We start from the raw sequence: 26,114 nt of genomic DNA on the forward strand, positions 1-26,114 counted from the left end.
CACGACATAACGGTCACCACATTAATAAAATTACTTTGCAAAAAACGCTTGATAATCTTCTAAAATTGTCTCAAAGTATCTCACGTCGAATTCAATGGATAAATAGCAAATATGTTGTTATTTGTTGTTTTTACAAATTCAAATTTTCTATATTTTTATTATTAACAATCGGATGCGGCTAAAGCACGAACTCTGTCTCCCCGACCACAGCTTAAAAATGGCGCAGGCTCAGACCAATCGCAGGACGATGATCCATGCGGGTAGCGCAGCCAGCGCCAGGAAAGTACCGAGCGGCACGCGGGCACCGGTTTGCGTCGCACGGCCGGTGACAAGCATCACCGCCAGGCCCAGCACCGATGCAATCAGCAGGATGAAGGGCAGCGCCTGCCAGCCGAACCAGGCGCCAAGCGCGCCCAGCAGCTTCGCGTCGCCCAGCCCCAGCCCGTCGCGCCCGCGCAGCGCCCTATAGCCGAGCGCGATAGCCAGCAACGCGCCATAGCCGACCGCCGCACCGACGATCCGATCAGGCAGGCCGACATCGGTCGCCCACAGGCCTGCGGTAAAGCCCAGAAAGGCGAGTGGCAGGGTCAGCGCGTCTGGAAGCCAGAAATGACGCCAGTCAAGCAGCGCGAGCGTCAGCAGCAGCCAGCCGAACAAGGCCCAGGCCACGCCCCCGACATCGGGCAGCCCGCCAATTGCCAGCGCGCCGATGATGGCGCAGGCAACTTCCACCCGGCCGTGGAACGGATCGATACGGGCGCCGCAGGTGCGACAACGCCCACGCTGGATCATCGCACTCAGCAGGGGGACAAGATCGCGCGCGCCCAGCGTGCGCCCGCATCCGTCGCAGGCGGAACGTCCCCGCATCACGCTGCGCCCCTCGGGCCAGCGCAGGATCAGGGTGCCAAGGAAACTGCCCGCGATCGCACCCGCCAGCGCGCCGATGAGCGCCGCAACCGGCGGGATCACAGGCTGCCTTCAACCTTGAGCATCTGCGCGCCGCCGACATTGGCAAAGCCCGCCTGCCCCAGAGTCGTCGCAAGTGCAGGGTCTGCCGTCTCGACGCGCATTTCGGCCGTGTATCGACCCGACCGCCAGATGCGCAGGCTGATCTTTTCCATGCCGGACTGGCTGACCAGCGGCAGCAGCAGCGCGTCGCCATCGCAGGCGACAACGCCTGACAGGCCCTGGCTGAGGTTCAGGCCCGGCATCTGGCCGGACATGCGTGCGCGCACGCGCCCTTCGGCATGACCGCAACGATCGCCACTATAATAAGCGCTGACATCCTCCAGCATCAGGCTGCCGACCGGCAAGGGCGCGAAGGTGCGACCGAGCGGCATCGCACCGGTCACATCGTCCACGCCGATCCGTCCGAACCCGACGGTCAGCGCGCCGCCGATATCATCGGCCAGCCCCTTTTTGCGGGCGATGTCGAAGCGTGCCCGGCCCATGAGCAGCGACACGGGCGAAAGGCCAGCGCGCACGCTGCCAAGCGGCATGTCGCCCAGCATCAACTGGTCGATCCGCCCGCTCCACACACTGCCACGCACGTCGCGGGCGGCCACGCCCAGCCGCTCCAGTCCGGCAAGGCCAAGGGCCACGCGCATCGGCAGGAACAGCAACAGACCAAGCAACAGCGCCAGTATCAGTATGATCCGCATCCGTCGCGACAAGGTGAGGCCCATCATTGCGGGCCTCCCCGGACCAGCACGGCCTGGACCGACACGCTCCCCGCCGTGGCGGATGGACGCGCACTCATCGTATCAACGCGCACCCCCTGCGCCTCCAGCGTGGCCAGCCAGGAAAAGAGCGCGACCGGCCGGACCGAGGCGATGGCGATCTCCATCCGGTCATTGCCCTGCGCCTGCGCCCGTTCCAGCGTCAGCCCCGCCTCGCCCGCGCTTTGGCCGACAAACTGGTCGACCGGCGTCGCCGGGCCAGTGGCGGCCGCATCGCGCGGCAATATCTTCAACTGCTTCACCGCTGCGCGCACGGCGGCATTGCGGTCCGTTGCAGCCAGCAGGGTTTCACGCGCGGAGCGCTGCGCCCGGTCGAGCGGCAACGCCACGCCAAACCACAATATCACCCCGCCCAGCAGCGCGAACATCACGCCCAGCATCCATTGTTCGCGGGTCGATCGTTCCGACCAATATGTCGCTATCCGTTCCATCATGACCGTACCGTGATATCCGCCAGCGTCCGCCCGCCCGGCTCCTGCGAGGGCGTGGCCGTGATCGTGAAGCCGGCCGCCTGCAACGCCAGCAGCACGACATTGATGTCCTCCGCCTTGGCCGCCGCCAGCGTGGCCCGCACCATGCCGTCAGCATCGCGCGACAGGCCGGTCAGCGCCACGCCCGGCGCATCCTGCATCGCACTCAGCAAGCCTGCGACCGGGGCGGTAAAGGCGCGGCCGCCAGCCCCCCGTGCCGCCAGCCTGCCCTCCATCTCGGTCAGCGCCTGCGCGGCGTCGCTTGCGCCCGGCAGTACCTGCTGCGCGCGGGCCAGACTGTCGCCGTCCAACCGGCTGGCTTCCATATGCTGCTTCGCGATGCCGACCAACGACAGGATCAGGCTGAGGAGCAATATCAGTCCGCTCCACAGGGCGATCCGGCCCAGCACCCTGCCATCGACCGACCGCCGCACCCGCTTGGCAAAATCCCCCTGCCGCATGTCGAGCGGCGGATTGTCCAGCGCCGCGATCGCACGTCCCTCGATCAGGCCGGTGGCGACGTCGGCGACCGGCGCGTCCGCCACCAGTTCCGGCAGCGCCATGTCGGCGGTCAGCGCCATGTCCTTGCCACGCAGCACCGTCTCGCCGCCGATCAGGCCGCGCGTGAAACCATGGTCCGGCTCGGGCAGCAGCAGCGAGGCCGGCACGATGCTATCGGGGTCCAGACCATGATGCTGGGCCCAGAGCAGCCAATGCTGCATATCGGCGCGGCTCGCCACGGCGACGATATGCCGCCGCGCCGGGTCTTCGTTGGCGTCAGCGACGGCAAACAATTGATCGGCCGGCAGCAGTCCGCCCGCCAGCGCCGCCAGCCGCGCCGCCGCCCGCCCCTGCCGCACGGGCAGGTCGGGATGCGCCATCCAGTGCAATGTCACCAGCGCGGCCGGCGGCACCAGCATCACCCGCGCCTGATCGGGCAGGGCAGCAAGACCGCAGGCCGCCAGCCAGTTGGCGCCCTCGCCCGACTGGGTGAGCGTGCCATCCACGACCCGCATCCAGCGGGACGGCACGTCCGCCGCTTCGGGCAGGAAGACGATCAGCGCATCGCGACTGCTCATGCGCCCGCGCCCCAACTGCGCCGCACCAGCAGTGCCGGGCTTTCCCGCGCGTCGATCAGCGCCCGCTCCACCACCTGCGTTCCCCCGACATCCACCGAAACGTCCACTCCAAAAAATCCAGTCGTCAATTTCACCTGTTCCTGCACCTCGGTCATCGGCGACACGCCAGCGAGCGAAGGCAGCGCCCAGAATTGCACCGTGCTGCCGTAGCCGTCCGCCGGCCGCTGCGCCAGCAATTGCCGCGCCTGCGCCACGCTCAATTGCCCTGGCAGCAGCATTGCGAACAAAGGCGCCTGATCGGGCAGCAGCGTATTGATGTTGATCGGCGACAGCGTCGTGACCGGCAGCGCGCAAATCCACGGTTTTGCCAGATCATAGATGGCCGGGCTGATCCCGCTGACCGCCCGCAACTCGCTGGGGTCCACCATCATGCGGTTGGCAGCGCGATAGGGCCGCTCCATCGCCGCATAGATTTCATCCTCCGCACCGCCGGGCTGCGGCACGCTGTCCGTGTCGATCCAGTCGGCCAGGCTCGCGGCCGCCACCTGCGCCTGCCGCGCATTGACGCCCAGCGCCTCCAACAAGCCCTGAAACTGCTGTACGCCGATCGGCCGAACCTTCAGGCTGGCCTCCGTCTCGCCACTCACCACGCTGTTGAGATTGAAGCAATTGCCGCCGTCCGTGACCCGCGCCGTCGCCACGCCGCCGGGGACGGGCAGGCTTTGCGGCGTGCCCATCCATCCGCCCGCCAGCGTGATCCGGGCCGGGTTGGATGCAGTCAGGTCCGCAATCCGCAGCCGCGCCATTGCCATGCCCGCGTCGGCATAGGCCCGCCCCTGATCGACTGCGCCGCCATTGCCGGTCATCCGCGTCGCCAGCGCCAGCCGCTCCAGCGCGGTAGCCGCCACCACGGCCATCACCGCCACCAGCAGCAATACGGTCAGCAAGGCGGCGCCCCGCTCGCCATCTTTACGAGGGTCAGGCACCGGTCGCCTCCTCTCCCGCCACCAGCTTCTCGGCCGGGCCGGGCGCAACCAGAAAGCGCAGCATGACCGGCGGCTCTCCGGTGCGCGTCACCATCATCTCGACCGCGCGGGGCATCAGGTCCGGCTGGCTCGGCGTCCATGCCTCCTGCCATTTGCCCTGCGCGTCGCGAAAACGCAGCACGACCGTTTCGACATTGTCGAGCAACGCCGCCGGCTCATCACCCGCCGCGCCGTCCAGTTGGGCATAGGTGCGGCGCTCCAGCCGGCCCTGCCGCACCCAATATTCGACCTTTTGCAAGGAGGGGCGCGGCAGGCCGCCCAGATTGTCCCACCCTCCGCGCACGAACTGCATCACCGGCTGCGCTTCGCCATCGTCATGCGCCCAGAAGGCTGGCGCATTGGTGCCCGCCTCGGTCCGGGTGATGCGCGGCACCGCCTGCCCCAGATCGGCCGCCAGTGCGCCACCGGCCCGCTGTACCGCCGCCATCTCGTCCAGCCGCGCCTTGACCTGCGCCTGCGCCGACACGCTATTGCCCAGCAGCAATACGCCGGCACTCGCCAGCATGGCGAAGATTATGAGCGCAACAAGCAATTCGATCAGCGTGAAGCCGTTTTCGGCGGAACGCTCGAAAAACGTGAAGCCGTTTTCGGCGGAACGCTCCGGTAAAGAAGCGGACGGAATCTCCCCCCTCCGTTCGGTTCGAGCCTGTCGAGAACTCTTGCGCGCGCCCCCGTTCTCGACAGGCTCGAACCGAACGGATGATGAGAATAGGTCATCATTCGACCACCCGCACGAAGCTGAGCGCGACCGGCGACGCGCCGGGCTGGCCATCGACGGTCAGGTCGACCTGCAACAGCCGCTGGTCGTCGGTCGGCTTGACGGTGCGGCTCCAGTGCCAGCGGCGCCCGCCATTTTCGACGTCGCCATCCTCTTCACCGATAGAGGGCGGAACGGGATCGCTCTGCACATCGACCATCAGGTTGCGCGCGACCATCTGGCCCAGCGCCTTGCTGTCCAGATCGGCGGCGGTGCGCAATGTCACTCCCTGCAACCGCACCAGCGCCAGCGCGGCAAGACTGAACACCGCCAGCGCGACCAGCATTTCGAGTAGCGTGAAGCCCTGTTCGGCCCGTTCCACAATTATATCCGTTCGCCCTGAGCCTGTCGACGGGCGCGTACTGTGCCCTTCGACAGGCTCAGGGCGAACGGACCGAGTGCAGGATGCGCGTGTCTTACCCACCGACCATCACCTTCCCCGCCATGTCGACGGTCACGGACACACGCTCGCCTTCGCGGGCGAGCGTCACGGTCAGGGGATCGGTGGGCAGGCCGGTGCCGTCGAAGGCGATCTGCTGGCGTCCATCCTTGCCCACCAGCGCGCGCGTGCCGCCCTTCCAGTTGGCGGTGACGAAAGGCTTGTCCTCCAGCGGCGCCCACTGGCCACCCTCACGGCGCTGAAAACCATAGCCGGAGGCCGACACCCACAGACCGATGGGGCGCGCGGTCACGACCGCTTCGTCGCGCGCGGCGGCAACGCGCGCGGCGAAGCGGTCGGCATCCTCGATCACGCGCCCGCGCGGATCGGGAATGGCGAGCACGACGGCAGCCGAAATGAAGCCGATGATCGTCAGCACGACCATCAACTCCAACAGCGTGAAGCCGTTTTCGGCGGAACGCCTCATGAGCGTGAAACCGTTGGGATCAGAGTTCGCTGGAATAGATATCCGCATTTTCGCTCTCGCCGCCCGGCTGGCCGTCCGCGCCCAGCGTGCTGATGTCGAACGCGCCCTTGCGCCCCGGCACGGTGTAGAGATAGGCGCGGCCCCACGGATCGTCGGGCAGCTTCTTGATATAGCCACCCCGACGATAACGCTGCGGCTGCGCCAGCGAGGCGGGCGGGTTAAGCAGCGCCTGCAACCCGTCCGATCCAGCCGGATAAGTCAGGTTGTCGAGCCGATATTGCTCCAGCGCCTGTTCGATCGTCGCGATATCCGCCTTCGCCTTCTCGATCCGCGCCGTGTCGGTCGCGGGGATGACATTGATCGCCACGATCGTCGCCAGCAGGCCGATGATGACGATCACGACCATCAGTTCGACCAGCGTGAAGCCGTCTTCGGCGGAACGCCTCACGGGCGTGAAGCCTTCCTCACCCTCCAGGGTGGCGGCCCGAACTTCATTCCATTTCAACATATTCAACTCCTTCAAGCCCCGGTGAGGCTTTGCAGCTGCAGGATCGGCAGCAGGATGGACAGGATGATGACGGCGACGATGCCGCCCATCAGTATGATGATGACCGGCTCCAGCATCGCCAGCGCGGCCGAAGTGAAGCTGTCGAATTCGCGTTCCAGATAATCGGCGGCGCGCTCCAGCATGGCGTCGAGCCGCCCGGCGCTCTCGCCGCTCGCTGCCAGATAGACGAGCAAGGGCGGGAACACGCCGGCCCGACGCAGTGCGGCGGACAGGCTGCCGCCACCCCGGATCGCTTCGACAATCTCGTCCGACGCCTTGCGCAGCACGCGATTGTGGACAGTGTTGGCGGTGAGCGACAGCCCCTCCATCAGCGGCAGTCGACTGGCGATCATCGTGGACAAGGTCCGCGCCATCCGCGCCGCATGGAGGTCCCGGATCAAGCGTCCCAGCAGCGGCAGGCCCAGCAGCATCGCGTCGAACCGATAGCGGAACCGCTCCACCTTCATCGACCGCCAGAAACCGACGGCACCCAGCGCCAACAGGATCAGCAGCAGCCACCAATAGGCGGCAAGGAAGGCCGACACGCCCATGACCATTCGCGTCAGCAGTGGCAATTCCTGTCCGACCGTGTCGAACTGCTCCACCACCTTGGGCACGACGAAGATCATCAGCGCCGCGACTACGAACACGGCGAAACTCGCCAGCACGGACGGATAGGCGATCGCCGTCAGCACCTTCGACCGCATCACCGCCTGCCGTTCCATCAGGTCGGACAGGCGCTCCATGATCGTGGGGAGGCTGCCGGAGCTTTCGCCGGCGGAAATCATCGCCCGATAGAGTGGCGGGAAGCTTTTCGGCTCCGCGCCCAGCGCATCGGCGAGCCGACGCCCTTCCAGCACGCCGCCATGCACCTTGCCCACGATCGCGCGGACATGATCCTGCTCGCTCTGCTTGCCGATGGTGCGCAGCGACTCCTCCAGCGGACTGACCTGGATCAGCGTCGACAACTGCCGGGTGAAAAGCGTCAGTTCCTTGGCCGACAGGCGCGGCGCGCGCAGCGACGGGCCCGCCCGCTTGCGCGCCGTTTCGACCGCACCCGGCTCGATCTGCACGATGAACAGCTTGCGCGCATCCAGCTTGGCGCGCGCATCCTCGATCGTCGCGGCCTTGATGCTGCCGCTGCGTTCCCGACCCGCCGGATCGATGACGCTATAGTCGAAATCAGCCATCGGCGATGGTTTCCACCTCGACCGCGTCGCGGCGCGACACGCGGATGGCTTCCTCCGCCGTGGTCTGCCCATCACGCACAAGCGCCCGCGCGGCGGATCCCAGGTTCGGCGCGTTCAGGAAAGCATGGCGCGCGATCAGCAATTCATCGCCGCCGTCATTGATGAGGCGGCGGATGGTGTCGTCCACCCGGATCGCCTCGAACACGCCGATACGGCCCTTGTAGCCGGTGCCATTACACTCGTCGCAACCGCGTGCACGATAGATGATCGTGCCGGGGTCAAAGCCCAGCAAGGCGCTGGCCGACTTGTCCGCCTGTACCGGTTCCCGGCAGCTCTGGCAGAGGCGACGGACGAGACGCTGGGCAATCACGGCGCGCAGGGTGGAGGCGAGCAGGAACGGCTCGACCCGCATGTCGCGCATCCGGGTAATCGCCCCCACGGCATCATTGGTATGGACGGTCGACAGGACGAGGTGGCCGGTCAGCGATGCCTGCACCGCAATCTCCGCCGTTTCCCGGTCGCGGATTTCGCCGACCATGACGACGTCGGGATCTTGCCGCAGGATCGCGCGCAGCCCCGCCGCGAAGGTCAGGCCGACCTTGGCATTGACCTGCGTCTGGCCGACGCCCTCCATCGCATATTCGACCGGGTCTTCGACCGTCAGGATGTTGCGCGACCCGTCGTTCAACTGGCGCAGACCGGCATAAAGCGTCGTCGTCTTGCCCGACCCGGTCGGCCCGGTGACCAGGATGATGCCGTTCGGTTCGCCCAGCCCTTCGCGGAAGATGCGATCGGGCGTGCCGGTCATGCCCAGCAGGTCGAGCGTGATGCCGGCATTTTCCTTGTCCAATATGCGCAGCACCACCCGCTCACCCGCGCGGCTCGGCAAAGTGGACACGCGCACGTCGAGCAGCTTGCCGCCGAGCGTCAGGCCGATGCGGCCATCCTGCGGCACGCGCCGCTCGGCAATGTCGAGCCGCGCCATCACCTTGATGCGGCTGACCACGACCGGGGCGACATGGGGCGGCATGCGCAGCGTTTCGCGCAACACGCCATCCACACGCATCCGCACGATGAGGCCGGTTTCATAGGGCTCGATATGGATGTCCGACACGCCCTGCCGCGCCGCTTCGGCGATGATGCCGTTAATCAGGCGGATCGCCGGTGCATCGTCCGCGCTGTCGAGCAGGTCATCGGCGGTCGGGATATCGGCAGCCAATATGTCCAGTTCATCGGCGCCGACCTCCAGCGATCCCACCATCGCCGCTGCACTGCCCTCCATCGCATAATGATCGGACAGATGCCGGTCGAACTGCGTCGGCTCCACAAAGCGCACGTCGAAGCTGCGCGCCAGATGGCGCCGCACTTCAAGCAGGATGCGCGGGTCGCTGCCCTCGCGCACGGCAATGGTCAGGCGATCGCCCTCCAGCGGCAGCATCACGACGCCATGCTTGCGTGCAAAAACATAGGGTATGTCGATCGGCCGCGACGGCAGCGGGATTGCGGGAAAGTCCGTATCCTGCGGCTGGTCGCTCACTTCTTCTCTCCGCTTGCCGGTATCTCGACCGGTCGGACCACGCCACTCGACTGGCGGACGCTGGGTTCGATCACCTGTGTCGGCGCTACCTCCGGCAGCACCACCGCGTCACCCGGCTGCGCCGCGACAGGCGGGGTCGCGCCCATATAGTCGCGCACCAGTTCATCGATCGTGGGTTCGACATCCGGATTGCGCTGCAACTGCATGCCCCGGACATAGCCGTAGCGCTGTTGCGTCAGGCGCTGAGCATCCTCCTTCGACCGCAATATGGTCGGGCGGATGAAGACCATCAAATTGGTCTTGGTCCGGCTGCGGCTGCGCGACTTGAACAATTCGCCCAGCCCCGGAATATCGGACAGCAGCGGGATACGCTCGATCGTCTTGCGCTCATTATCGTCCAGCAGGCCGCCGAGCGCCAGAATCTCGCCATCGTCCACGGTGACGGTGGTTTCGATCTCGCGCTTGTTGATGATGAGGTCGCTACTGGAGTTGCTGACCGGCCCGGCCACGCTCGACACTTCCTGCTTCAGGAACAGCTTGATCGCGCCACCGGTATTGATCTGCGGCTTCACCTCCAGCTTGATACCGACATCCTGCCGCTGGACGGTGCGGAACTGATTGTCGAAATTCTGGCTCAGCGCCTCACCGGTGGTCACGGGTACCTGCTGGCCGACCAGAATCGACGCCTTCTGATTGTCCAGCGTCATCACCGACGGGGTGGAGAGCAGATTGCTTTCCGTGTCGGACTTCACCGCATTGATGATCGCGCCGAAAATGCCGTTCTTGCCGATGCTGCCGCCCAGGCCCGCGATCGCGCCGGTGGCGCTGGTCAGACTGTTGATGGCCGCCGATTGCAGCGTGCTGGCCAGATCGCTGTTGGTCTGCGTCTCCGTGGTCGTAGTAGTCCCGTCTGCAGCAACCACCGTCGTTTTGGTCGTGCCAAGCTTGTCCGCGCCATAGGCGCCCGCGAGCGTCAGCAGATTGGGCGACGCGTTGCTGTAATTGGTCGCGGCAAAGCCGGTCGATGTGCTGCCCAGCAGGAACTGCACGCCCAGTTTCTTGGCCGCCGCGTCGCTGATCTCGACAATGATGGCTTCCACCAGCACCTGTTCGCGGCGGGTATCGACCTGGCGGATGGTTTCGCCCAGCATGCGCTGCACATCGCTGTTAGCGGCAACGATGATGGCATTGGCGCCCTCATAGCGGGTAACGATCGCCGGGCCGCGCGTGGAAATGCCGCCGCCGCTGGACGAAGAAGAGGAGGAAGCCGCGGCCACAGGCGCTGCCGCCTGTGATGCGGGCGCTGCGCCACCAGCGGCCGGCGTTGAAGCCGTCACAGGCTGGCTGGTCGACTGACCGACAAGTTGCTGCAATACCGGCAGCAGCTTTTCGGCATCGGCATGTTCCAGCCAGTAGACCCGGATTTCCGTGCCGCTTGCCGCCTGCTGGTCCAGTTGGCGCGCCATCGCCACCAGACGCACGACGGTATTGGCATCGCCCCGGATCGCCACTGCATTACTGCTGTCGATCGGTACCACCGTCGCGGCCGACGGCGCGGCATTTTCGCCGCCGCCACTCGCCACCAGCGCCTGCAAGGAAGTGGCAATCTCGCGCGCGCCGGCATTTTTCAGCATCACCATCTGCGTCGCCGCCGTGTCCCGGTCGATCCGGCCGATCACCTGCCGGATGCGCGCGATATTGTCGGCATAGTCGGCCACGACTACGCTGTTGCCGGCGCGGTTGGCGGTGACGGAGCCTTCCTTGCTCACCAGCGGGCGCAGCGTTTCCAGCGCGCTCGCCGCGTCAATGGACCGCAGGCGGAAGACTTCTGTGACGAAGCTGTTGCGATTGGTCGCCCGGCCGACGCTACTCGGCTGACCCGCCGCGCCGTCGGCCGGCTGGATGCGATAGGCGCCGCCGGGCGCCGGCACCGCGACCAGCCCGTTGGCGCGCAGGGTCGACAGCACGATTTCGAAATATTCCGAGCGCGACAGCGGCCGGTCGGTCACGACCGACACCTTCCCTTGCACCTTGTTGTCGATGATGAAGGTACGGCCCGTCACCCGCGCCGCATCCTGAATGAAGGCGCGAATGTCGGCATCGCGCACGTTCAGCGTCTGTTGCGCCATGACCGGCGTTACGATCGGCGTGGCAAGGGCGAGCGCGGTGGCAGCGGAAAGGAGGAATTTGCGGGTCATTGGCCTTGCACTATGATGTTGACCGAGGCGACGGCGGCGCCGCGCTCGACGGTCAGGGAAAGGCGCGCACCGGGCGCGATCTGGTTCTGGAGCGTCTGGAGATCGCCAGCCGATCCGATCGGCTGGCCATTGACCTGCGTGACGATATCGCCGGCCTTGAAGCCGACACCGGCAAAACCCGGCCCCTTGGACAGGACGGCCAGGCCGGTGACGCGCCCATTCTGCATGCGCGGAGCGAAACCAATGTCACGCTTCAGGCTGTCGACGGTGGGACCGGCACCGGGCGGTGTGGGCGGCGGCGGGGCTGCGCTCTGCCAGCCAGCGCCTGCTGCGGGGGCAGGCTCCGCTTCCGGCGCAGGCGTGGATTGATCGAGGAAAACCTGCTCCTCCGCCCCGCCCCGGTCGATCGTCACATGGTCGAAGGCGACCGCCTTCAGCACAACGCCGGGCAGGATTTCATCCCCCACGGCATAGCTGTTCTGCACCCCGTCGGGCGATGCGATGATGGCAGAGCCCAGCCCCGACCCCTCGTTCAGCCGAACGCCGTAAAGGGTAAGCGCCAGCGAGGTGACGACGCCATTGCCCGCCTGCTGCGGCGCGCCGGTGCGGAAGAAGGGATCGAAGCTGGCGAACAGCGCCTGCCGTGCGCTCGGCGACAGCAATTGCGCCTGCCGCCCTTCCCAGGGGCCGAAGCTGCCGACCGGCGCTACCACGGCCCAGACCAGTCGCACCAGTTGCAGCGCCAACAGCACCAGCAGCGCTTTTTCCAGCAGCCCCAGCCAGTCGATCGCCGAAACAGAGGCCGACCGGTTCCGCCCGAAACTGCCTATTCTATCGCCAAATGGCACACGCATGACCGTGAAGCACGCCCCCGATTAGTCCCAGGACGTCAGCTAGGCGGACGATCTTACTCCAGAATGACAGTTATATGACCGATATATGACATGACGTAACAGCCCTGCCGCGCGACTTGCATTTTCAAAGACGGAAGATAGGCGTGGCGACGTCTTTCTCTCAACTTCGCCTTTTCGGATCGCTCATGACGAACCAGATCGACATGCCCCCCGCAGCCCTAGATGCCGATCCCGCGTGGATTGCCACCCATCCCCGCATCCAGCGCGTGCCGAGCAAGGAACTGACCCTGTTCATCCAGCGCGACTTCCTGAACGCGCAGGAATGCGCCGCGCTGGTCGAGCGAATCGATGCGAAGCGCCGGCCCTCGACCATTGCCGATGCCAATGGCGACGGCTATTTCCGCACCAGCGAGACGTGCGACCTCGACCATGGCGATCCCTTCGTCGCGGCGATCAATGCCCGGCTGGACGCCTTTGCGGGCATCGCCACGCCGCACGGCGAACCGATCCAGGGCCAGCGCTATGATGTCGGGCAGGAATTCAAGGCACATACCGACTATTTCGACCCGAAGGGCGCGGACTATCCGCGCTATTGCTCGGTCGCGGGCAACCGCACCTGGACGCTGATGATCTATCTGAACGAACCGGCGGCCGGCGGCGCCACCCGCTTCACGAAGATCGGCAAGACGGTGCAACCCGAAACAGGCAAGCTGCTGATATGGAACAACAGGCTGCCGTCCAGCGAACCCAATCCCGCCAGCATCCATCATGGCATGAAGGTGCGTGCCGGGGTGAAGCATGTCATCACCAAATGGTATCGCGAACGCCCCTGGGGGTAGAATTTGATGACTTCAGATTAACCCGCTTCGTCATTGCGAGCGCAGCGAAGCAATCCAAGGGAATGCCACATGGATTGCTTCGCTGCACTCGCAATGGCGGGCCTATGTAAAGTCATCATGCTTTAAGCGTCAGGTCCAGAAGCGGCGGGCGTCGACCAGTGCCCGATGCGCCCTGGCAGCAGCGGACAGCAATGTCTTTCTATCCCCCGTCTTTGCCTCCACCGTCAACCCAAGCCGTGCCAGCGTCGCCGGCGCACTCACCAGATCGTTGAGCATCCCCAGCCTGCCCTGTATCGCTTCCAGTCTGGCGACGAAGCGCTTGTAGCGCCGCCGCGCTTTCTTCGCCGGGAACAGATTTCCAAAATATTCAGCGCTATAGCGCAGCTTCTTCGCATCTTTCCGCACCGTGTGGCGATCCTCGTCGCTCAGCCGCTTCATCCGCTTGCCACCTTTGGCCACCCGCTTGCGGCGCTTGCGTAATCGCTCCGTCGCGAAGGGTGTCACAGGTCGCGCCGCGTCGGCGCTCAAACCCGCCCCCTCAGCCAGCCATTCCGTCAGATCCAGCAACAACATCCGCACTCGCGCCGAGGCCAGCCATTGCAGCACCCGCGCCCGTGCATCCGCCCGCGCCGCCTCCAGCCTTTCGCGCCCGGCCGCGTCCGACAGTTCCAGCACATCCAGATCGCGCGCCTCGCCCAGCATATGTGCCAGCCAGCGCAACTCGCCCTGAAAACCTGCCACATCTTCCGCCCGCAACACGGGTCCGAACAGGCTCAGCGCCGTGCGCAAACGACGGATCGCGACCCGCGCCTGATGCAAGGCCTGGGGTGCATAGCCCTCCAGCAAAAGCGCCTCGTTCAACCGATATTGTCGCTGGCACAGAGCGACGATCCGCCTGAAAGCGTCACCGATCGTCATGTCGGGATCGAGCAGAACCGGCTCCGCCTTATGGGCATGGGGCAAGGCCTCGGCCAGCCGATAGCCCCGCTCGGACTTGCTCAACACGCCCGGCCGCACCGCCATGTCCGCGTCGATCCGCCGGGCCAGCGCGAACAGCGCCGCCGGCGCCCCGCTTTTCAGTTCCAGTTCGATCTCGCAGATCGGCTCTTCCCGCTCGACCGCCCGCACCACGCCCCGATCGAGCACCAGTTCGATCATCGCGTCGTCCTGCGGCACCAGCCAGGTCCGCCGCTCCACCAGAACCTCAAATGCGGGGATGACATCAGCCACGGCATCGCCCAGCAGCGCCGCCACCGGATTGCGCTCATCCAGCACCGGCGCATTGCCACGCACCGGCCGTTCCCACTCATCCCGTGCGAACAGGCCGGCGCCGCCGCGTCCGTTGGCCTTGACCGTCTGGATGCGCCGCCGCCCCGATCGCCGGATGCGCAGGCTCACCCCCTGCCCGGCCAGCCGATGATCGGGCGTATCGAAATAGGTGGCGTGCAACGTCGCCGTCTTGCCATCCAGCGCACCAAGCGGCGGCCATTGCGCGAAAATATCGGCGGCATCGCCCGACATATCGAGCTTGAGTTCGATTTCCGGTTGCAAATCATGGCTCCCGTCGACGCCCCCGCGATCGTTACGCCTTTAGCATGCGTCCGCTTTTCATGGAAATGCCATGAGAGTCCCTAAACTGTCACATAACAGTCTTCGCAATGTCATAGAACCAGCATCATCATGTCATCTGGTGCGCCTACCTGCCCGTCCGAGGGCGACAGGGGGCGTTGTCCGAATCGAAATTCCCCTGCGCTCCGCACTTCAACCATCCCGGCAAGACCGGAGCGGAGACGACATGGCCAAGATTAACCGTATCCACACGATCCTGATGGCGGGCTGCGCCTGCGTGGGCCTGAGCGCCTGCGGCGCGGACGACATCGCTTCGCCGGGCGAAGGCACGATCGTCCTCCCCACGCCGACGCCGACCCCCACGCCAACCCCCACGCCCACGCCGACCCCCACGCCGACGGCAGTGACGCCGGCTGCAAGCTGCCCCAGCATTTCCGGCTCGGCCCAGCTGACCGATGCCGGCACCATCACGGACGGCACCAACACCTGGCGCAACTGCGCCTTCCCGGCGCGCTTCACCAGCTCGACCGCCATTTCCAAGCAGACCGGCGTGATCTACTCGATGCCGGGCCGCGTCGACGTCGGCACCGACCAGGGCGCGTCCAGCACCGGCAACAATGTCACGCTGACGATCGATCCGGGCGTCACCATCTTCGCCGGCACCGGCAACACCTTCCTGGCCGTCAACCGCGGCAACCGCATCAACGCGGTCGGCACCGCCAGCCAGCCGATCATCTTCACCAGCCGTGAAAACGTGCTGGGCACCAACACCGATCAGTCGTCCGGCCAGTGGGGCGGCGTCGTGCTGCTCGGCCGTGCCAAGATCACCGACTGCCTCGCCCCTGCCGCCGCCGCCGGCACCACGGCCTGCGAACGCGACACCGAAGGCGCCAGCGGCGCCCTCTATGGCGGCGACAATGACGCCGACAATTCGGGCCGCATGTCCTATGTCCAGATCCGCTATTCGGGCTTCGTCCTGTCGGGTTCGAGCGAATTGCAGGGGCTGACCCCGTCGGGCGTCGGCACCGGCACCCAGCTGGACCATATCCAGGTTCACAACAGCTCGGACGACGGCATCGAAATCTTCGGCGGCTCCGTCCACCCGCGCTATCTGGTCCTGACCGGCAACGAAGACGACAACCTCGACACCGACATCGGCTATCGCGGCACCGTCCAGTTCCTGCTGAGCATCCAGCGCGCGAACAACGACATCGGTGACGGTTTCCTCGAAACCGACTCGAACGGTGGCACCGCGTCGAACAACGGCGAAGACGCCCTGCCGCGCCAGTATCTGAAGGTCGCCAACTTCACCGCCATCAACCGCTCGACCACCGGTTCGAACGGTTCAGCCATGCTGCTGCGCGGCGGTGCCGACCTGACGCTCGCCAACGGCATCATCGTCAGCCCGACCCAGAGCTGCCTGCGCATCGACAGCACCACCACCGTCCGCGACGCCGACACGGCGCTTCAGGACGCTGGCAAGCCCAAATATATCTCGGTCGTGATGCAGTGCAGCAGCACCCCGTACAAGGGCAACCGTGGCGTCGATGCCGCCACTGTCCAGTCGATCTTCGAAGCCGGCGCGAACAGCACCATCAGCTACACCCCGTCGCTGACCAGCCTGTTCATCAACGGTGCGACCGAAACCGCTCGCGCTGCCGCCGACCTGAAGGCGATCGACAGCAACTTCACCGCCACCACCTATGTCGGTGCGGTGAAGGACAGCAGCGACACCTGGTATGCCGGCTGGACCTGCAACTCGGCGACCGCCAGCTTCGGCACCGCCAGCGGCAACTGCACCGCCATCCCGACGACCTGATCGGCACCTGACCTCAATAGGGGCGGGGGAGCGTAAACTGCGCTTCCCCGCCTTCTTTTGCCCAAATTCTTTGCTCAGAATTTTCCCAAGGGGGACGAATAGCATGTCGAAGCCGCTCAGCCTGGCGCGCCTGCTCCTGATTTCCACTGCGCTGGTCACGCCGATGGCGATGGCGCAGACCAATCCGACCCAAGCCGGTGACGCCGGCATGTCGACCACGCCCAGCGCCGCTGACGAAGCCGATGCGCAGTCGGGCAATGTCGACGTGTCGATCCCCGGCGCCGACATCGTCGTCACCGGCCGCCGCACCGCCAACATCTCGCAGGCCGCGCCGCAGGTCGTCAACGTCCTGTCCGCCGCCGACATCAAGCGCACGGGCGAAGGCGACATCGCCGGCTCGCTTCAGCGCGTCACCGGCCTGTCGGTCGTGTCGGGCGGCTATGTCTATGTCCGTGGCCTTGGCGACCGCTATTCGCTCGCGCTGCTCAACGGCTCCCCCCTGCCCAGCCCGGAACCGCTGAAGCGCGTCGTTCCGCTGGACATCTTCCCGACCAGCGTAATCGCCTCGACCCTGGTGCAGAAGAGCTTTTCCGCCAACTTCCCCGGTGAATTCGGCGGCGGCGTCATCAACCTGACGACCAAGGCGATCCCGACCGAATCCTATCTGGAACTCGGCTTCGGCAGCTCGGCCAACACCGAAACCTCCGGCCAGATGGGCTATACCCATTACGGCGCCAAGTCCGACTGGACCGGTTTCGACGACAGTTCGCGCGACGTTCCGCCGCTGCTTGCAGATGCGATCAAGAGCGGTACGCCCTTCCCCAACATGCCGCGTGCGGACCTGCGCAATATCGCGATGCAGTTCCTGAACGCGGACACCACCCTGCTCCAGCGCACCAACGCGGTGCCGTTCAACTTCTCGGCCTCGCTCAACGCGGGCACGGCGATGGATGTCGGCAGCGACGGCCGCCTCGGCATCATCGCCACCGGCTCCTACAGCAACAAGTGGCGCACCCGCGACACGCTGCAACAGGCCTCGCTCGATCCGGCCGCAGGCGCGGGCAAGAACACCCAGCAGATCAGCACCGACAATGAGATCACGGTCAACGCGCTGCTGGGCGTCGGGCTGGAACTGGGTGAGCAGAAGCTGCGCTGGACCAACCTCTACATTCGCGACACGCTGAAGCGCAGCGCGCTTTCGATCGGCCAGAATGACGGCCAGATCCAGGGCGCCGACTATATGACGCAAAATACCGCCTGGTATGAGCGTCAGCTGATCGACACCCAGCTGGTCGGCGAATTCAAGCTGGGCGACAGCCTCAGCCTTGACGTGCGCGGCGGCTATGCCAATTCGCAGCGTGAAGCGCCCTATGAGCGCGAATTCGTCTATGTCCGCACCAACCGCGCGCTGACCGAAGATCCGGTCGGCGACCGCTTCATCAACGCGCTGAACCGCCAGCGCGGCGACGCTTCGGTCACCTTCAGCGATCTCAACGAAGATCTCTGGTCGGCTGGCGCGGACCTCAGCTACAAATTCTCGCCGGCGGTCACGCTGACGGCGGGCTATGCCTTCACCGACACGAAGCGCACCTCGTCGCGCTACGAGCTGCATTATGACGCCACCAACCTGCCGCTCGGCGTGCAGCAACTGCGTCCCGACTATCTGACGTCGGATGCGATCATCCAGCTGTACGACATCAGCCTGCTCGAATTTTCGGGTAATTATCCGGTCTATGACGCCGCCCTGCGCGTCCATGCCGGCTATGGTCAGGTGCAGGCGGAAGTCATTCCGGGCGTGACCGTCAACGCGGGCGTCCGTTATGAAAAGGGCGACCAGTCGGTCACCGGCGTCGACGTCTACAGCACCGGCGTCACCCCGTTCAACCAGATCAAGAAGGATTATTGGCTGCCCGCCGTCACCCTGACGGTCGAAGCCGCCAAGGGCCTGCAATTCCGGGCGAGCGGGTCCAAGACCATCGCGCGTCCGCAGTTCCGCGAACTGATCGCCCAGCCCTATCTCGACACCGAATCCAACCGTTTCTTCCGCGGCAACCCCTTCCTGAAGGACAGCCAGCTGTGGAATGCGGACGTCCGGGCCGAATGGTATATGGGGCGTGACGAGCGTCTGATCGCAGCAGCCTTCTACAAGAAGATCGAAAACCCGATCGAAACCTTCACCACGATCAACGATACCTATGCGGTGACGACCAGCTTCGCCAACGCACCGGAAGCGTCGCTCTATGGTTTCGAACTGGAAGCGCAGAAATACGTCCCGCTGGGCAATATCTCCAACTCGGACTTCTTCGCCAACCGCCGCATCGCGCTGATCGGCAACTATACCTACACCCAGTCGAAGCTGAAGGTGAAGGAAGGGGACACCACCATCCCCTACACCTACACCACCGGCGACCTGCCGGCCGCGTCGGACTATTTCCTGAACGGCGTGCCGCTGACCGGCCAGTCGGACCATCTGGTCAACCTGCAACTGGGTCTGGAGGACACGGAAAAGCTATCGCAGCAGACGCTGCTGCTGACCTATGCCAGCCCGCGCGTCACCAGCCGCGGTCCCAACCTGCAACCCGACATCAAGGAAAAGCCGGGCGTGCAGTTGGACTTCGTCGCCCGTCAGGGCCTGACCCTGCCCGGCGGCATCAGCAGCGAGCTGAAGCTGGAAGCCCGCAACATTCTGGGCCGCAAGTTCCAGGAATATCAGCAGGCCGATGGCAACAAGGTCTATTATAACCGCTACAAGATCGGCACGTCGATCGCGGCGTCGCTGACCGTCGCTTTCTGATCCTTAATCACCGCAGACAAGCGAACGGCCGGGGAAACCCGGCCGTTTTGCGTTTTTCGAGAACCAGACAAATCCGTCCCGTCATTGCGAGCGTAGCGAAGCAATCCATTGGCGCGCGCTTCGATTGGTTGGGCTCCGCCCGCCTGCGGCCCGCTACGCTCGCAATGACGAAACGATGTAAGATTATCCCGCTCAAAGCGAAGGGCGCCGTCCTTGCCGGACGGCGCCCCCGCTCCCTGCACCTTTTGGGCGTAACCAGTATCAGTTCATCGCATAGCTGGGGTTGAGGCGGCCGAGCGCCCGCACCGCCACCGATCGCGACGATTCTTCGGTGCCGTTGGCCAGCACCAGCGTCACTTCCGGCGCGAAACGGGCCGAGCGATAGGCTTCGCGGGCCTGCGCCATCTTGCCCATGCCGGCATAGGCGTTACCCAGGTTGATGAGGCGGGCGGGATCATTCTCGCCATAGACCGGCATCGCCGCCAGCTTGCGCTGCGCATCGGCGAAACGACCGGCCTGGATCGCGGTCGCCGCCAGCGTGCCGTCCGGCGCGCCGACCACGACCATCTCCTCGGGCGCCGCCTGAGCCATGCCCGGCATCATCGCTGCCAGCGCCAGACCCATCATCATAGCGGCCTTTTTCATATCCCGATCTCCTCGAAAAAACTTCCTAACATAGCCAGAAGTATTTCATTTAGATGACATCAGGACAAGATGGCACGATGGCGCCTAAAACAAGTTTCTTTCATGTAAAATCAATATGATATGAATTTTACTTCATACTGTCATAAAAGCGTAATCGAAAAGACAGGGTAAAATCCAGCGATTCGAATCAGGGGAATCGCAGACGCACGACGCCGTCGCCGCGTGGGCGACCTGAAAGCGTGACGATGACGGGATAAGGTCCAGGGACTTCTGTTGCCCGGTGCCCTGGAGACCGCTGAATTCCCTTCTGTTGCCCGGTGGGTTCAACCGCGCTATTTTAGAGTAACGTCAGGCCGTGAGGCCCTCAATTACGCTGCAATGGCGAGTGCTTCGTTATCGTTGGCACTTATGAGTTTTGCACAGTTTAACGGCTTACACGGGCCGGGTAAAAACATCGTCTTTGAACACACGTCGATCCTAGTTCGGCCCCGTCAGACACCCCGTTTCGGCCGAGCCGTCACGGGACATGTGGTGGAACCGCCGGGTACTGCCCCCGGGTCCGCTGCGTCTATTACACGACACCATTTATCACCATAGCCGGGCGAACCCGGCATCCCCCATATGGCGCCACTCGCCGCCTTTTTCAAGCCATGGACTTGAGCCACCTGCGGCGCGATAGATCGGGCCATGTGCATCATGGCCATGGCCCTTGCCGCGCACCCGCGCTGGCGCCTCATCCTGATCGGCAATCGCGACGAATATCATGCGCGTCCCGCCGCCCCGCTCGCCCGCTGGGATGAACGCCCCGGCCTGATCGCGGGGCGCGACCTGCAATCGGGCGGCACCTGGCTCGGCGTGTCGCAGGCCGGTCGCGCCGCAATCGTGACCAATTTGCGCGGCCATGGCGGCCCGCAGCCCGACCGCGCCTCTCGCGGCGCGCTGGTGACGGACCTGCTGGCGAGCGACGGCGCCTATGGCGATGTGGCGCAGGCGCGGCTGGAGGATTTCAACCCCTTCAACCTCATCCTGATCGAGCAGGACCGCGCGCATTTCCTCACCAACCGGCCGCAACCGCTGCGCACGGGGCTGACGCCCGGCCTCTACGGGCTGTCCAACGGCACGCTCGACGCGCCATGGCCCAAGACGCTGGCGCTCAAGGCCGCGCTGCTGAACTGGCTGACCGACAGCGCGCAGGAACCCTCCCGCCTGTTCGACGCGCTGCGCCTTGAAAGCCTGCCCGACGCCGGCATCGCCCCCGCCATCCCCTCCGACGCCCCGGACGAAGCCGCAACCTCCCCCATCTTCATCCGCAACCCCGTCTACGGCACCCGATGCAGCAGCATCGTCGTGATCGACCATGACGGGCGCGGCACGATGATGGAACGACGGTTCGACGCGGAAGGCCGGGACAGTGGGGAAATGGCAATAGCGTTCGACTGGCCACGGGGTAGCACAGGCTCTTAACCGTCACCCCGACCCCTTCGACAGGCTCAGGACAGGCTTGATCCGGCGTGGCGCTTCTTTCATAGTTCGCTCATGTCCCCCGTCAGACCGAAATTAGCAACGATAGCAAAAGCGGCGCTGCTGATTGCTACCGCCCTCGCGCTATATGGGTACTGCAACCATATTCGGCTTTCTGCTGCTGAGGCTTTACTCAAAGCAGATGGGCCGTCTGAATATTCCATCGGCTTGCATCTTGGGTTTAACTCACGCTGTGGCTTCACTTTCATCAGTGTAGGCTTTTGGCAACAAGGCCCAAAAACAGCTGAACGGCAGGGCTACATCTGCGGCGGACTACTGACTTCGCCTAGGAAGGAGATTGTACCTTTCGATGAAGGCCTTGTCCTTAGCTCTGCCACATAGTTACGCGGGATGCCGCTCCGCTAGCAGAATGCTCTCCCCACTTCCCCCCGCGCCCATCCCGCGCTAAGGCTCTGCGCCATGATCCTCGTCATCGACAATTATGACAGCTTCACCTGGAACCTGGTCCATTATCTGATGGAGTTGGGCGCTGAGGTAGAGGTCGTCCGCAACGACGCCATTTCGGCGGGCCAGGCCCTGTCCAGCGGCGCGAAGGCATTCCTGCTCTCGCCCGGTCCCTGCACCCCCAATGAAGCGGGCGTCAGCCTGGATCTGGTCGCGGCCTGTGCCGATGCCGGCGCACCGCTGCTGGGCGTATGCCTCGGCCATCAGTCGATCGGCCAGCATTTCGGTGGCAAGGTGGTGCGTGGCGGCCTGATGCACGGCAAGACTTCGCCCGTCACCCATGACGGCACCGGCCTGTTCGCAGGGCTGCCCTCGCCCTTCACCGCGACCCGCTATCACTCACTGATCGTGGAGGATATTCCGGCCGATCTGGTGGTCAACGCCACCAGCGCCGACGGCTCGGTCATGGGCTTCCGCCACGCGAGCCTGCCGATCCATTCGGTGCAGTTCCACCCGGAAAGCATCGCAACCGAACATGGCCATGACATGCTGGCCAATTTCCTCCGCATTGCCGGCCTGCCGGTGCGGGAGCGCGAAGCGGCCTGATCCTGTCCTATTGGGCATGATCGGGCTATGATGGCCCGGCCGCTTTGCGAATATGTCCGCAATAGGAAATCTAATTACGGAATCAGCGGGAAAAGTGCGAAGTTAACGCATAACGCCCCCTCGACTCATCGCCCCCGCGCCGACTAAGGCCGATGGCGATGACCAGCCTGCCCGATCCTTCCACGCCGCTGTCGGCCGATGCCGCTGCCATGGCCTTCGACCTGCTGTTCGACGCCGATCTCAGCGACGACGCCATCGCCGATTTCCTCGTCACCATGGCCCGGCGCGGCGAGACGGCCACCGAAATCGCCGCCGCCGCCCGCGCCATGCGGGCCCGGATGATATCGGTCAGCGCCCCTGCCGGCGCGATCGACGTTTGCGGCACCGGGGGCGATGGCCATCATACGCTCAACGTCTCGACTGCCGTATCCCTCGTCGTCGCCGCCGCCGGCGTGCCCGTAGCGAAGCACGGCAACCGCGCCGCCTCGTCCAAGGCGGGCGCCGCCGATACGCTCGAAGCCCTCGGTCTCAACCTCGACAAGGCCGCCGCGACCGCAGAGGCCACCCTCGCCGATCTCGGCATCTGTTTCCTCTTCGCGCAAAATTACCACCCTGCGCTCAAGCGACTCGGCCCGATCCGCAAGGCGATCGGCGAACGCACCATCTTCAACCTGATGGGACCGCTCGCCAATCCGGCCGGCGTCCGCCGCCAGTTGGTCGGCATCGCCCGCCCCGCCTATGTCCCCATCTATGCCGAGGCGCTGGCCGAACTGGGCGTCGACCGGGCGATGATTATTTCCGGCGATGAAGGGCTGGACGAACTCTCGCTCGCCGGTGGCAATGACATGGCGGAAGTGAAGGGCCATAACCTTGTCGCCATGCACCGCCTGACCGCCGCGGAACTCGGCCTCTCCACCCATCCGGTCGAGGCGATCCGAGGCGGGGACGCCGCCCATAATGCCGCCGCCCTGCGCGCCCTGCTTCAGGGCGAGGTCGGCCCTTACCGTGACGCCGTGCTGCTCAACGCCGCTGCCGCCCTTGTCGTGGCCGACGCCGTATCCAACCTTCGCGAAGGCGTGGAGGAAGCCGCCGAAACCATCGACCGCGGCCTTGCCAACGCTCTGCTCAATTGCTGGATTGCCTACAAATGACGAACAAGCTGATCGAAATCTGCGACTTCAAACGTGAGGATGTCGTCCGCCGCAAGGCCGCGACCAGCATTGCCGCACTCCACGCCCGCGCCAGCGAGCAGACGCCGCCGCGCGGCTTCCGCAAGGCGCTGGACGATGCTGCCCGCTCCGGCTTCGGCCTGATCGCGGAAGTGAAGAAGGCCAGCCCCTCCAAGGGCCTGATCCGCGCCGATTTCGATCCGCCCGCCCATGCCCAGTCCTATGCTGCCGGCGGCGCGGCCTGCCTCTCGGTCCTCACCGACGAACCTTATTTTCAGGGTCATGACGATTATCTGATGGCCGCCCGTTCCGCCTGCGCGCTGCCGGTGCTGCGCAAGGATTTCCTGGTCGATCCTTGGCAGGTGCTGGAAAGCCGTTCGCTCGGCGCCGACGCGATCCTCATCATCGTCGCGGCGCTGGACGATGGCCAGATGCAGGAAATCGAGGACGCCGCGCTCGGTCTTGGCATGGATGCCCTGATCGAGGTGCATGACGAAGCCGAACTGGAACGCGCACTGAACCTTCGCTCGCGCTTGATCGGCGTCAATAATCGCGACCTGCGTGACTTTTCGGTCGATTTCGCCCGCACTTATGAATTGGTGGGCAAGGCGCCCGAAGGCTGCACCTTCGTCGCCGAAAGCGGCCTTGGCAGCCATGCCGACCTCACCGCCATGGCCGATCATGGCGTGCGCTGCTTCCTGGTCGGCGAAACGCTGATGCGGCAGGCCGATGTGGAGGCCGCCACCCGCAACCTGCTGACCGGGGCATGAGCAGCCTCACCCATCTGGACGAGGATGGCGCGGCACGCATGGTCGATGTCGGGGCGAAGGCAGTGACGGCGCGCGAAGCCGTCGCTTCCGGCCGCATCGACATGAGCGTTGAAGCCGCCAAGGCCATTGCCGATGGGCTGGTCAAGAAGGGTGACGTACTCGCGGTGGCACGGGTCGCGGGCATCATGGCAGCGAAGAAGACCGCCGACATCATCCCGCTCTGCCACCCGATCGCGCTCAGCGCCGTGACGGTCGATTTCGATCTGGATGCAGCCGGCGTTACCGTCACAGCTACTGCCCGCACTGCCGGCCAGACCGGGGTGGAGATGGAGGCGCTGACCGCCGCTTCCGTGGCGTTGCTCACCATTTATGACATGGCCAAGGCGCTGGACAAGGCGATGGTCATCGGCGCCGTCCAGTTGGAAGCCAAGACCGGCGGCAAGTCCGGCGACTGGCGCCGCGTCCCATGAGTTTGCTGCCGGTCGCAGAGGCGCAGGCCCGCCTGTTCGCGCTCGCCGACCGGCTGCCGGTGGAAACCGTGCCCATTGCTAATGCCGTCGGCCGCTGGCTGGCGCAGGATCTGACCGCGCTACGCGACCAGCCCTGGGCGGACCTGTCAGCGATGGACGGCTATGCCGTGCGCGCCACCGAAATGCCCGGTCCCTGGCGGGTCACCGCCGAAAGCGCGGCCGGCACCGGCATTCAGCCACCACTTGCCCCCGGCGAGGCCTGCCGCATCTTCACCGGCGCGCCCCTGCCGCCGGGCGCCGACACTATCCTGATCCAGGAAAATGCAATCCGCGACGGCGATCGGCTGACCGCCAGCGCCGATCCGCTGGCGCCCGGCCGCCATGTCCGCCCGGCCGCGTCAGACTTTGCGAAGGGCGCGATCCTGCTGGAGGCAGGCAGCCGCCTCGGCCCCGCACAAATCGCCCTTGCCGTGCTGGGCGGACATGGCGCCCTGCCGGTAGCCCATCGTCCCCGCATCGTCATACTCTCCACCGGCAATGAACTGGTCGCGCCGGGCGCGCCGACGCCGGCGGGCCTGCTGCCGTCCTCCAACGCGCCGATGCTCGCGGCGCTGCTCGCCGCCGTTCCATGCGATATCATCGACCTCGGCATCGTGCCGGACGATCTTGACGCGATGGTCGCCGCGCTGGAGCGCTGCAAGGATGCCGACATCATCGTCTCGACCGGCGGCGCGTCAGTGGGCGATCATGATCTCGTCCGCCCCGCCTTCATCCAGGCCGGAGGCACACTCGATTTCTGGAAGATCCGGATGCGCCCCGGCAAGCCGTTAATGGCCGGACGGCTGAGCGACAGCCTGTTCCTCGGCCTGCCCGGCAATCCCGTCTCCGCCTTCGTCACCGCGACGCTCTTCCTGCTCCCGCTCGTCCGCCACATCAGCGGCGCGCGCGATCCGCTGCCGCTGACGACCGAGGCGCAGTTGGCCTCAGCCCTGCCGCAAACCGGCGATCGCGACGATTATCTGCGAGCCTGGCGTGCGCCCGACGGCATCGTCTCCGTCACCTCGCAAGACAGCGCCGCCACCGCCGCCATGGCCCGCGCCGACTGCCTGATCCTGCGCCCGGCTGGATCGCCGCCAGCCGATCCGGGGACGCGGGTCACGATCGTGCCGCTCTGACACGCAGGACGCTTGACTAAGCCCGATCTGTTTCCTATGCGTTCCTCAT

At 65.2% G+C, this 26,114-nt stretch carries 24 protein-coding genes and 1 other RNA gene; 9 read left to right on the forward strand and 16 right to left on the reverse strand.

Annotation, left to right across the window (positions count from 1 at the left end; all coding sequences use genetic code 11):
* Positions 1-228: 228 nt before the first annotated feature.
* The 13 genes from ACNHGR_RS06025 to ACNHGR_RS06085 form a co-directional block, all read right to left on the reverse strand.
* Positions 229-969 (reverse strand): prepilin peptidase, encoded by a 741-nt coding sequence (locus tag ACNHGR_RS06025; RefSeq protein WP_475284682.1) that lies wholly within the window; start codon positions 967-969, stop codon positions 229-231.
* Complete coding sequence (locus tag ACNHGR_RS06030) at positions 966-1,688, reverse strand: type II secretion system protein N (RefSeq protein WP_475284683.1); 723 nt, start codon at positions 1,686-1,688, stop codon at positions 966-968. Before ACNHGR_RS06030 ends, ACNHGR_RS06025 begins: the two co-directional genes overlap by 4 nt.
* On the reverse strand, positions 1,685-2,173 hold the full coding sequence (gspM, locus tag ACNHGR_RS06035; protein WP_184265028.1) for a type II secretion system protein M: 489 nt from the start codon (positions 2,171-2,173) through the stop codon (positions 1,685-1,687). Before gspM ends, ACNHGR_RS06030 begins: the two co-directional genes overlap by 4 nt.
* Positions 2,170-3,288, reverse strand: coding sequence for a type II secretion system protein GspL (gspL, locus tag ACNHGR_RS06040; RefSeq protein ID WP_475284686.1), 1,119 nt, complete (start codon positions 3,286-3,288; stop codon positions 2,170-2,172). The genes gspM and gspL overlap by 4 nt, the downstream gene beginning before the upstream one ends.
* Positions 3,285-4,274 (reverse strand): type II secretion system minor pseudopilin GspK, encoded by a 990-nt coding sequence (gene gspK, locus ACNHGR_RS06045; RefSeq protein ID WP_475284688.1) that lies wholly within the window; start codon positions 4,272-4,274, stop codon positions 3,285-3,287. The genes gspL and gspK overlap by 4 nt, the downstream gene beginning before the upstream one ends.
* Positions 4,267-4,956, reverse strand: a complete 690-nt coding sequence (gene gspJ, locus ACNHGR_RS06050; RefSeq protein ID WP_475288341.1) for a type II secretion system minor pseudopilin GspJ — start codon at positions 4,954-4,956, stop codon at positions 4,267-4,269. Before gspJ ends, gspK begins: the two co-directional genes overlap by 8 nt.
* Positions 4,957-5,050: 94 nt before the next feature.
* Positions 5,051-5,413 (reverse strand): type II secretion system minor pseudopilin GspI, encoded by a 363-nt coding sequence (gene gspI, locus ACNHGR_RS06055; RefSeq protein WP_475284690.1) that lies wholly within the window; start codon positions 5,411-5,413, stop codon positions 5,051-5,053.
* A gap of 94 nt (positions 5,414-5,507) precedes the next feature.
* Entirely contained in the window at positions 5,508-5,957 is a 450-nt protein-coding gene (locus tag ACNHGR_RS06060; protein ID WP_475284692.1) for a GspH/FimT family pseudopilin, read from the reverse strand.
* Between the two features lie 19 nt (positions 5,958-5,976).
* Complete coding sequence (gene gspG / locus ACNHGR_RS06065; RefSeq protein ID WP_475284694.1) at positions 5,977-6,465, reverse strand: type II secretion system major pseudopilin GspG; 489 nt, start codon at positions 6,463-6,465, stop codon at positions 5,977-5,979.
* 11 nt (positions 6,466-6,476) lie between these two features.
* Positions 6,477-7,694, reverse strand: coding sequence for a type II secretion system inner membrane protein GspF (gene gspF / locus ACNHGR_RS06070; RefSeq protein ID WP_475284696.1), 1,218 nt, complete (start codon positions 7,692-7,694; stop codon positions 6,477-6,479).
* Positions 7,687-9,231 carry a type II secretion system ATPase GspE gene (gene gspE, locus ACNHGR_RS06075; RefSeq protein WP_475284698.1) on the reverse strand — a complete coding sequence of 515 codons (1,545 nt, stop codon included), beginning with the start codon at positions 9,229-9,231 and terminating at the stop codon, positions 7,687-7,689. The genes gspF and gspE overlap by 8 nt, the downstream gene beginning before the upstream one ends.
* Positions 9,228-11,429: a type II secretion system secretin GspD gene (gspD, locus tag ACNHGR_RS06080; protein WP_475284699.1), complete on the reverse strand. Its 2,202-nt coding sequence runs from the start codon at positions 11,427-11,429 to the stop codon at positions 9,228-9,230. Before gspD ends, gspE begins: the two co-directional genes overlap by 4 nt.
* On the reverse strand, positions 11,426-12,283 hold the full coding sequence (locus tag ACNHGR_RS06085) for a type II secretion system protein N (protein WP_475284701.1): 858 nt from the start codon (positions 12,281-12,283) through the stop codon (positions 11,426-11,428). The genes gspD and ACNHGR_RS06085 overlap by 4 nt, the downstream gene beginning before the upstream one ends.
* A 185-nt stretch (positions 12,284-12,468) precedes the next feature.
* On the opposite strand from ACNHGR_RS06085, the gene ACNHGR_RS06090 reads away from it, so the two are divergent.
* Positions 12,469-13,122, forward strand: a complete 654-nt coding sequence (locus ACNHGR_RS06090; RefSeq protein ID WP_184265045.1) for a prolyl hydroxylase family protein — start codon at positions 12,469-12,471, stop codon at positions 13,120-13,122.
* A 129-nt stretch (positions 13,123-13,251) separates the two neighbouring features.
* Here the strand turns inward: ACNHGR_RS06090 and ACNHGR_RS06095 are convergent, their stop codons facing one another.
* Positions 13,252-14,673 (reverse strand): CYTH and CHAD domain-containing protein, encoded by a 1,422-nt coding sequence (locus ACNHGR_RS06095; RefSeq protein WP_475284703.1) that lies wholly within the window; start codon positions 14,671-14,673, stop codon positions 13,252-13,254.
* A 244-nt stretch (positions 14,674-14,917) separates the two neighbouring features.
* Between ACNHGR_RS06095 and ACNHGR_RS06100 the strand changes: the two genes are divergently transcribed.
* The gene (locus ACNHGR_RS06100) at positions 14,918-16,510 is read left to right on the forward strand and encodes a hypothetical protein (RefSeq protein ID WP_475284705.1); all 1,593 of its coding nucleotides are present in this window, start codon (positions 14,918-14,920) and stop codon (positions 16,508-16,510) included.
* A gap of 103 nt (positions 16,511-16,613) precedes the next feature.
* Positions 16,614-19,304 carry a TonB-dependent receptor domain-containing protein gene (locus ACNHGR_RS06105; RefSeq protein WP_475284707.1) on the forward strand — a complete coding sequence of 897 codons (2,691 nt, stop codon included), beginning with the start codon at positions 16,614-16,616 and terminating at the stop codon, positions 19,302-19,304.
* A gap of 261 nt (positions 19,305-19,565) precedes the next feature.
* On the opposite strand, the gene ACNHGR_RS06110 is transcribed toward ACNHGR_RS06105, so the two are convergent.
* Positions 19,566-19,949 carry a tetratricopeptide repeat protein gene (locus tag ACNHGR_RS06110; protein WP_475284709.1) on the reverse strand — a complete coding sequence of 128 codons (384 nt, stop codon included), beginning with the start codon at positions 19,947-19,949 and terminating at the stop codon, positions 19,566-19,568.
* 296 nt (positions 19,950-20,245) lie between these two features.
* Positions 20,246-20,600, reverse strand: a transfer-messenger RNA (tmRNA) gene (ssrA, locus tag ACNHGR_RS06115).
* Between the two features lie 36 nt (positions 20,601-20,636).
* Here ssrA and ACNHGR_RS06120 point away from each other — a divergent pair.
* From ACNHGR_RS06120 to ACNHGR_RS06145, 6 genes are all read left to right on the forward strand, one after another.
* Positions 20,637-21,413, forward strand: a complete 777-nt coding sequence (locus ACNHGR_RS06120; RefSeq protein ID WP_475284711.1) for an NRDE family protein — start codon at positions 20,637-20,639, stop codon at positions 21,411-21,413.
* 477 nt (positions 21,414-21,890) lie between these two features.
* Positions 21,891-22,481, forward strand: a complete 591-nt coding sequence (locus ACNHGR_RS06125) for an anthranilate synthase component II (protein WP_475284712.1) — start codon at positions 21,891-21,893, stop codon at positions 22,479-22,481.
* A 158-nt stretch (positions 22,482-22,639) separates the two neighbouring features.
* The gene (gene trpD, locus ACNHGR_RS06130; protein ID WP_475284714.1) at positions 22,640-23,632 is read left to right on the forward strand and encodes an anthranilate phosphoribosyltransferase; all 993 of its coding nucleotides are present in this window, start codon (positions 22,640-22,642) and stop codon (positions 23,630-23,632) included.
* A complete protein-coding gene (trpC, locus tag ACNHGR_RS06135; protein ID WP_475284715.1) occupies positions 23,629-24,420 on the forward strand; it encodes an indole-3-glycerol phosphate synthase TrpC in 792 nt (263 codons plus the stop codon). Before trpD ends, trpC begins: the two co-directional genes overlap by 4 nt.
* On the forward strand, positions 24,417-24,890 hold the full coding sequence (gene moaC, locus ACNHGR_RS06140; protein WP_475284717.1) for a cyclic pyranopterin monophosphate synthase MoaC: 474 nt from the start codon (positions 24,417-24,419) through the stop codon (positions 24,888-24,890). The genes trpC and moaC overlap by 4 nt, the downstream gene beginning before the upstream one ends.
* On the forward strand, positions 24,887-26,065 hold the full coding sequence (locus ACNHGR_RS06145) for a molybdopterin molybdotransferase MoeA (protein ID WP_475284719.1): 1,179 nt from the start codon (positions 24,887-24,889) through the stop codon (positions 26,063-26,065). Before moaC ends, ACNHGR_RS06145 begins: the two co-directional genes overlap by 4 nt.
* The last annotated feature ends 49 nt before the right edge of the window (positions 26,066-26,114 follow it).

This window comes from Sphingobium sp. RS1 (assembly GCF_056156825.1).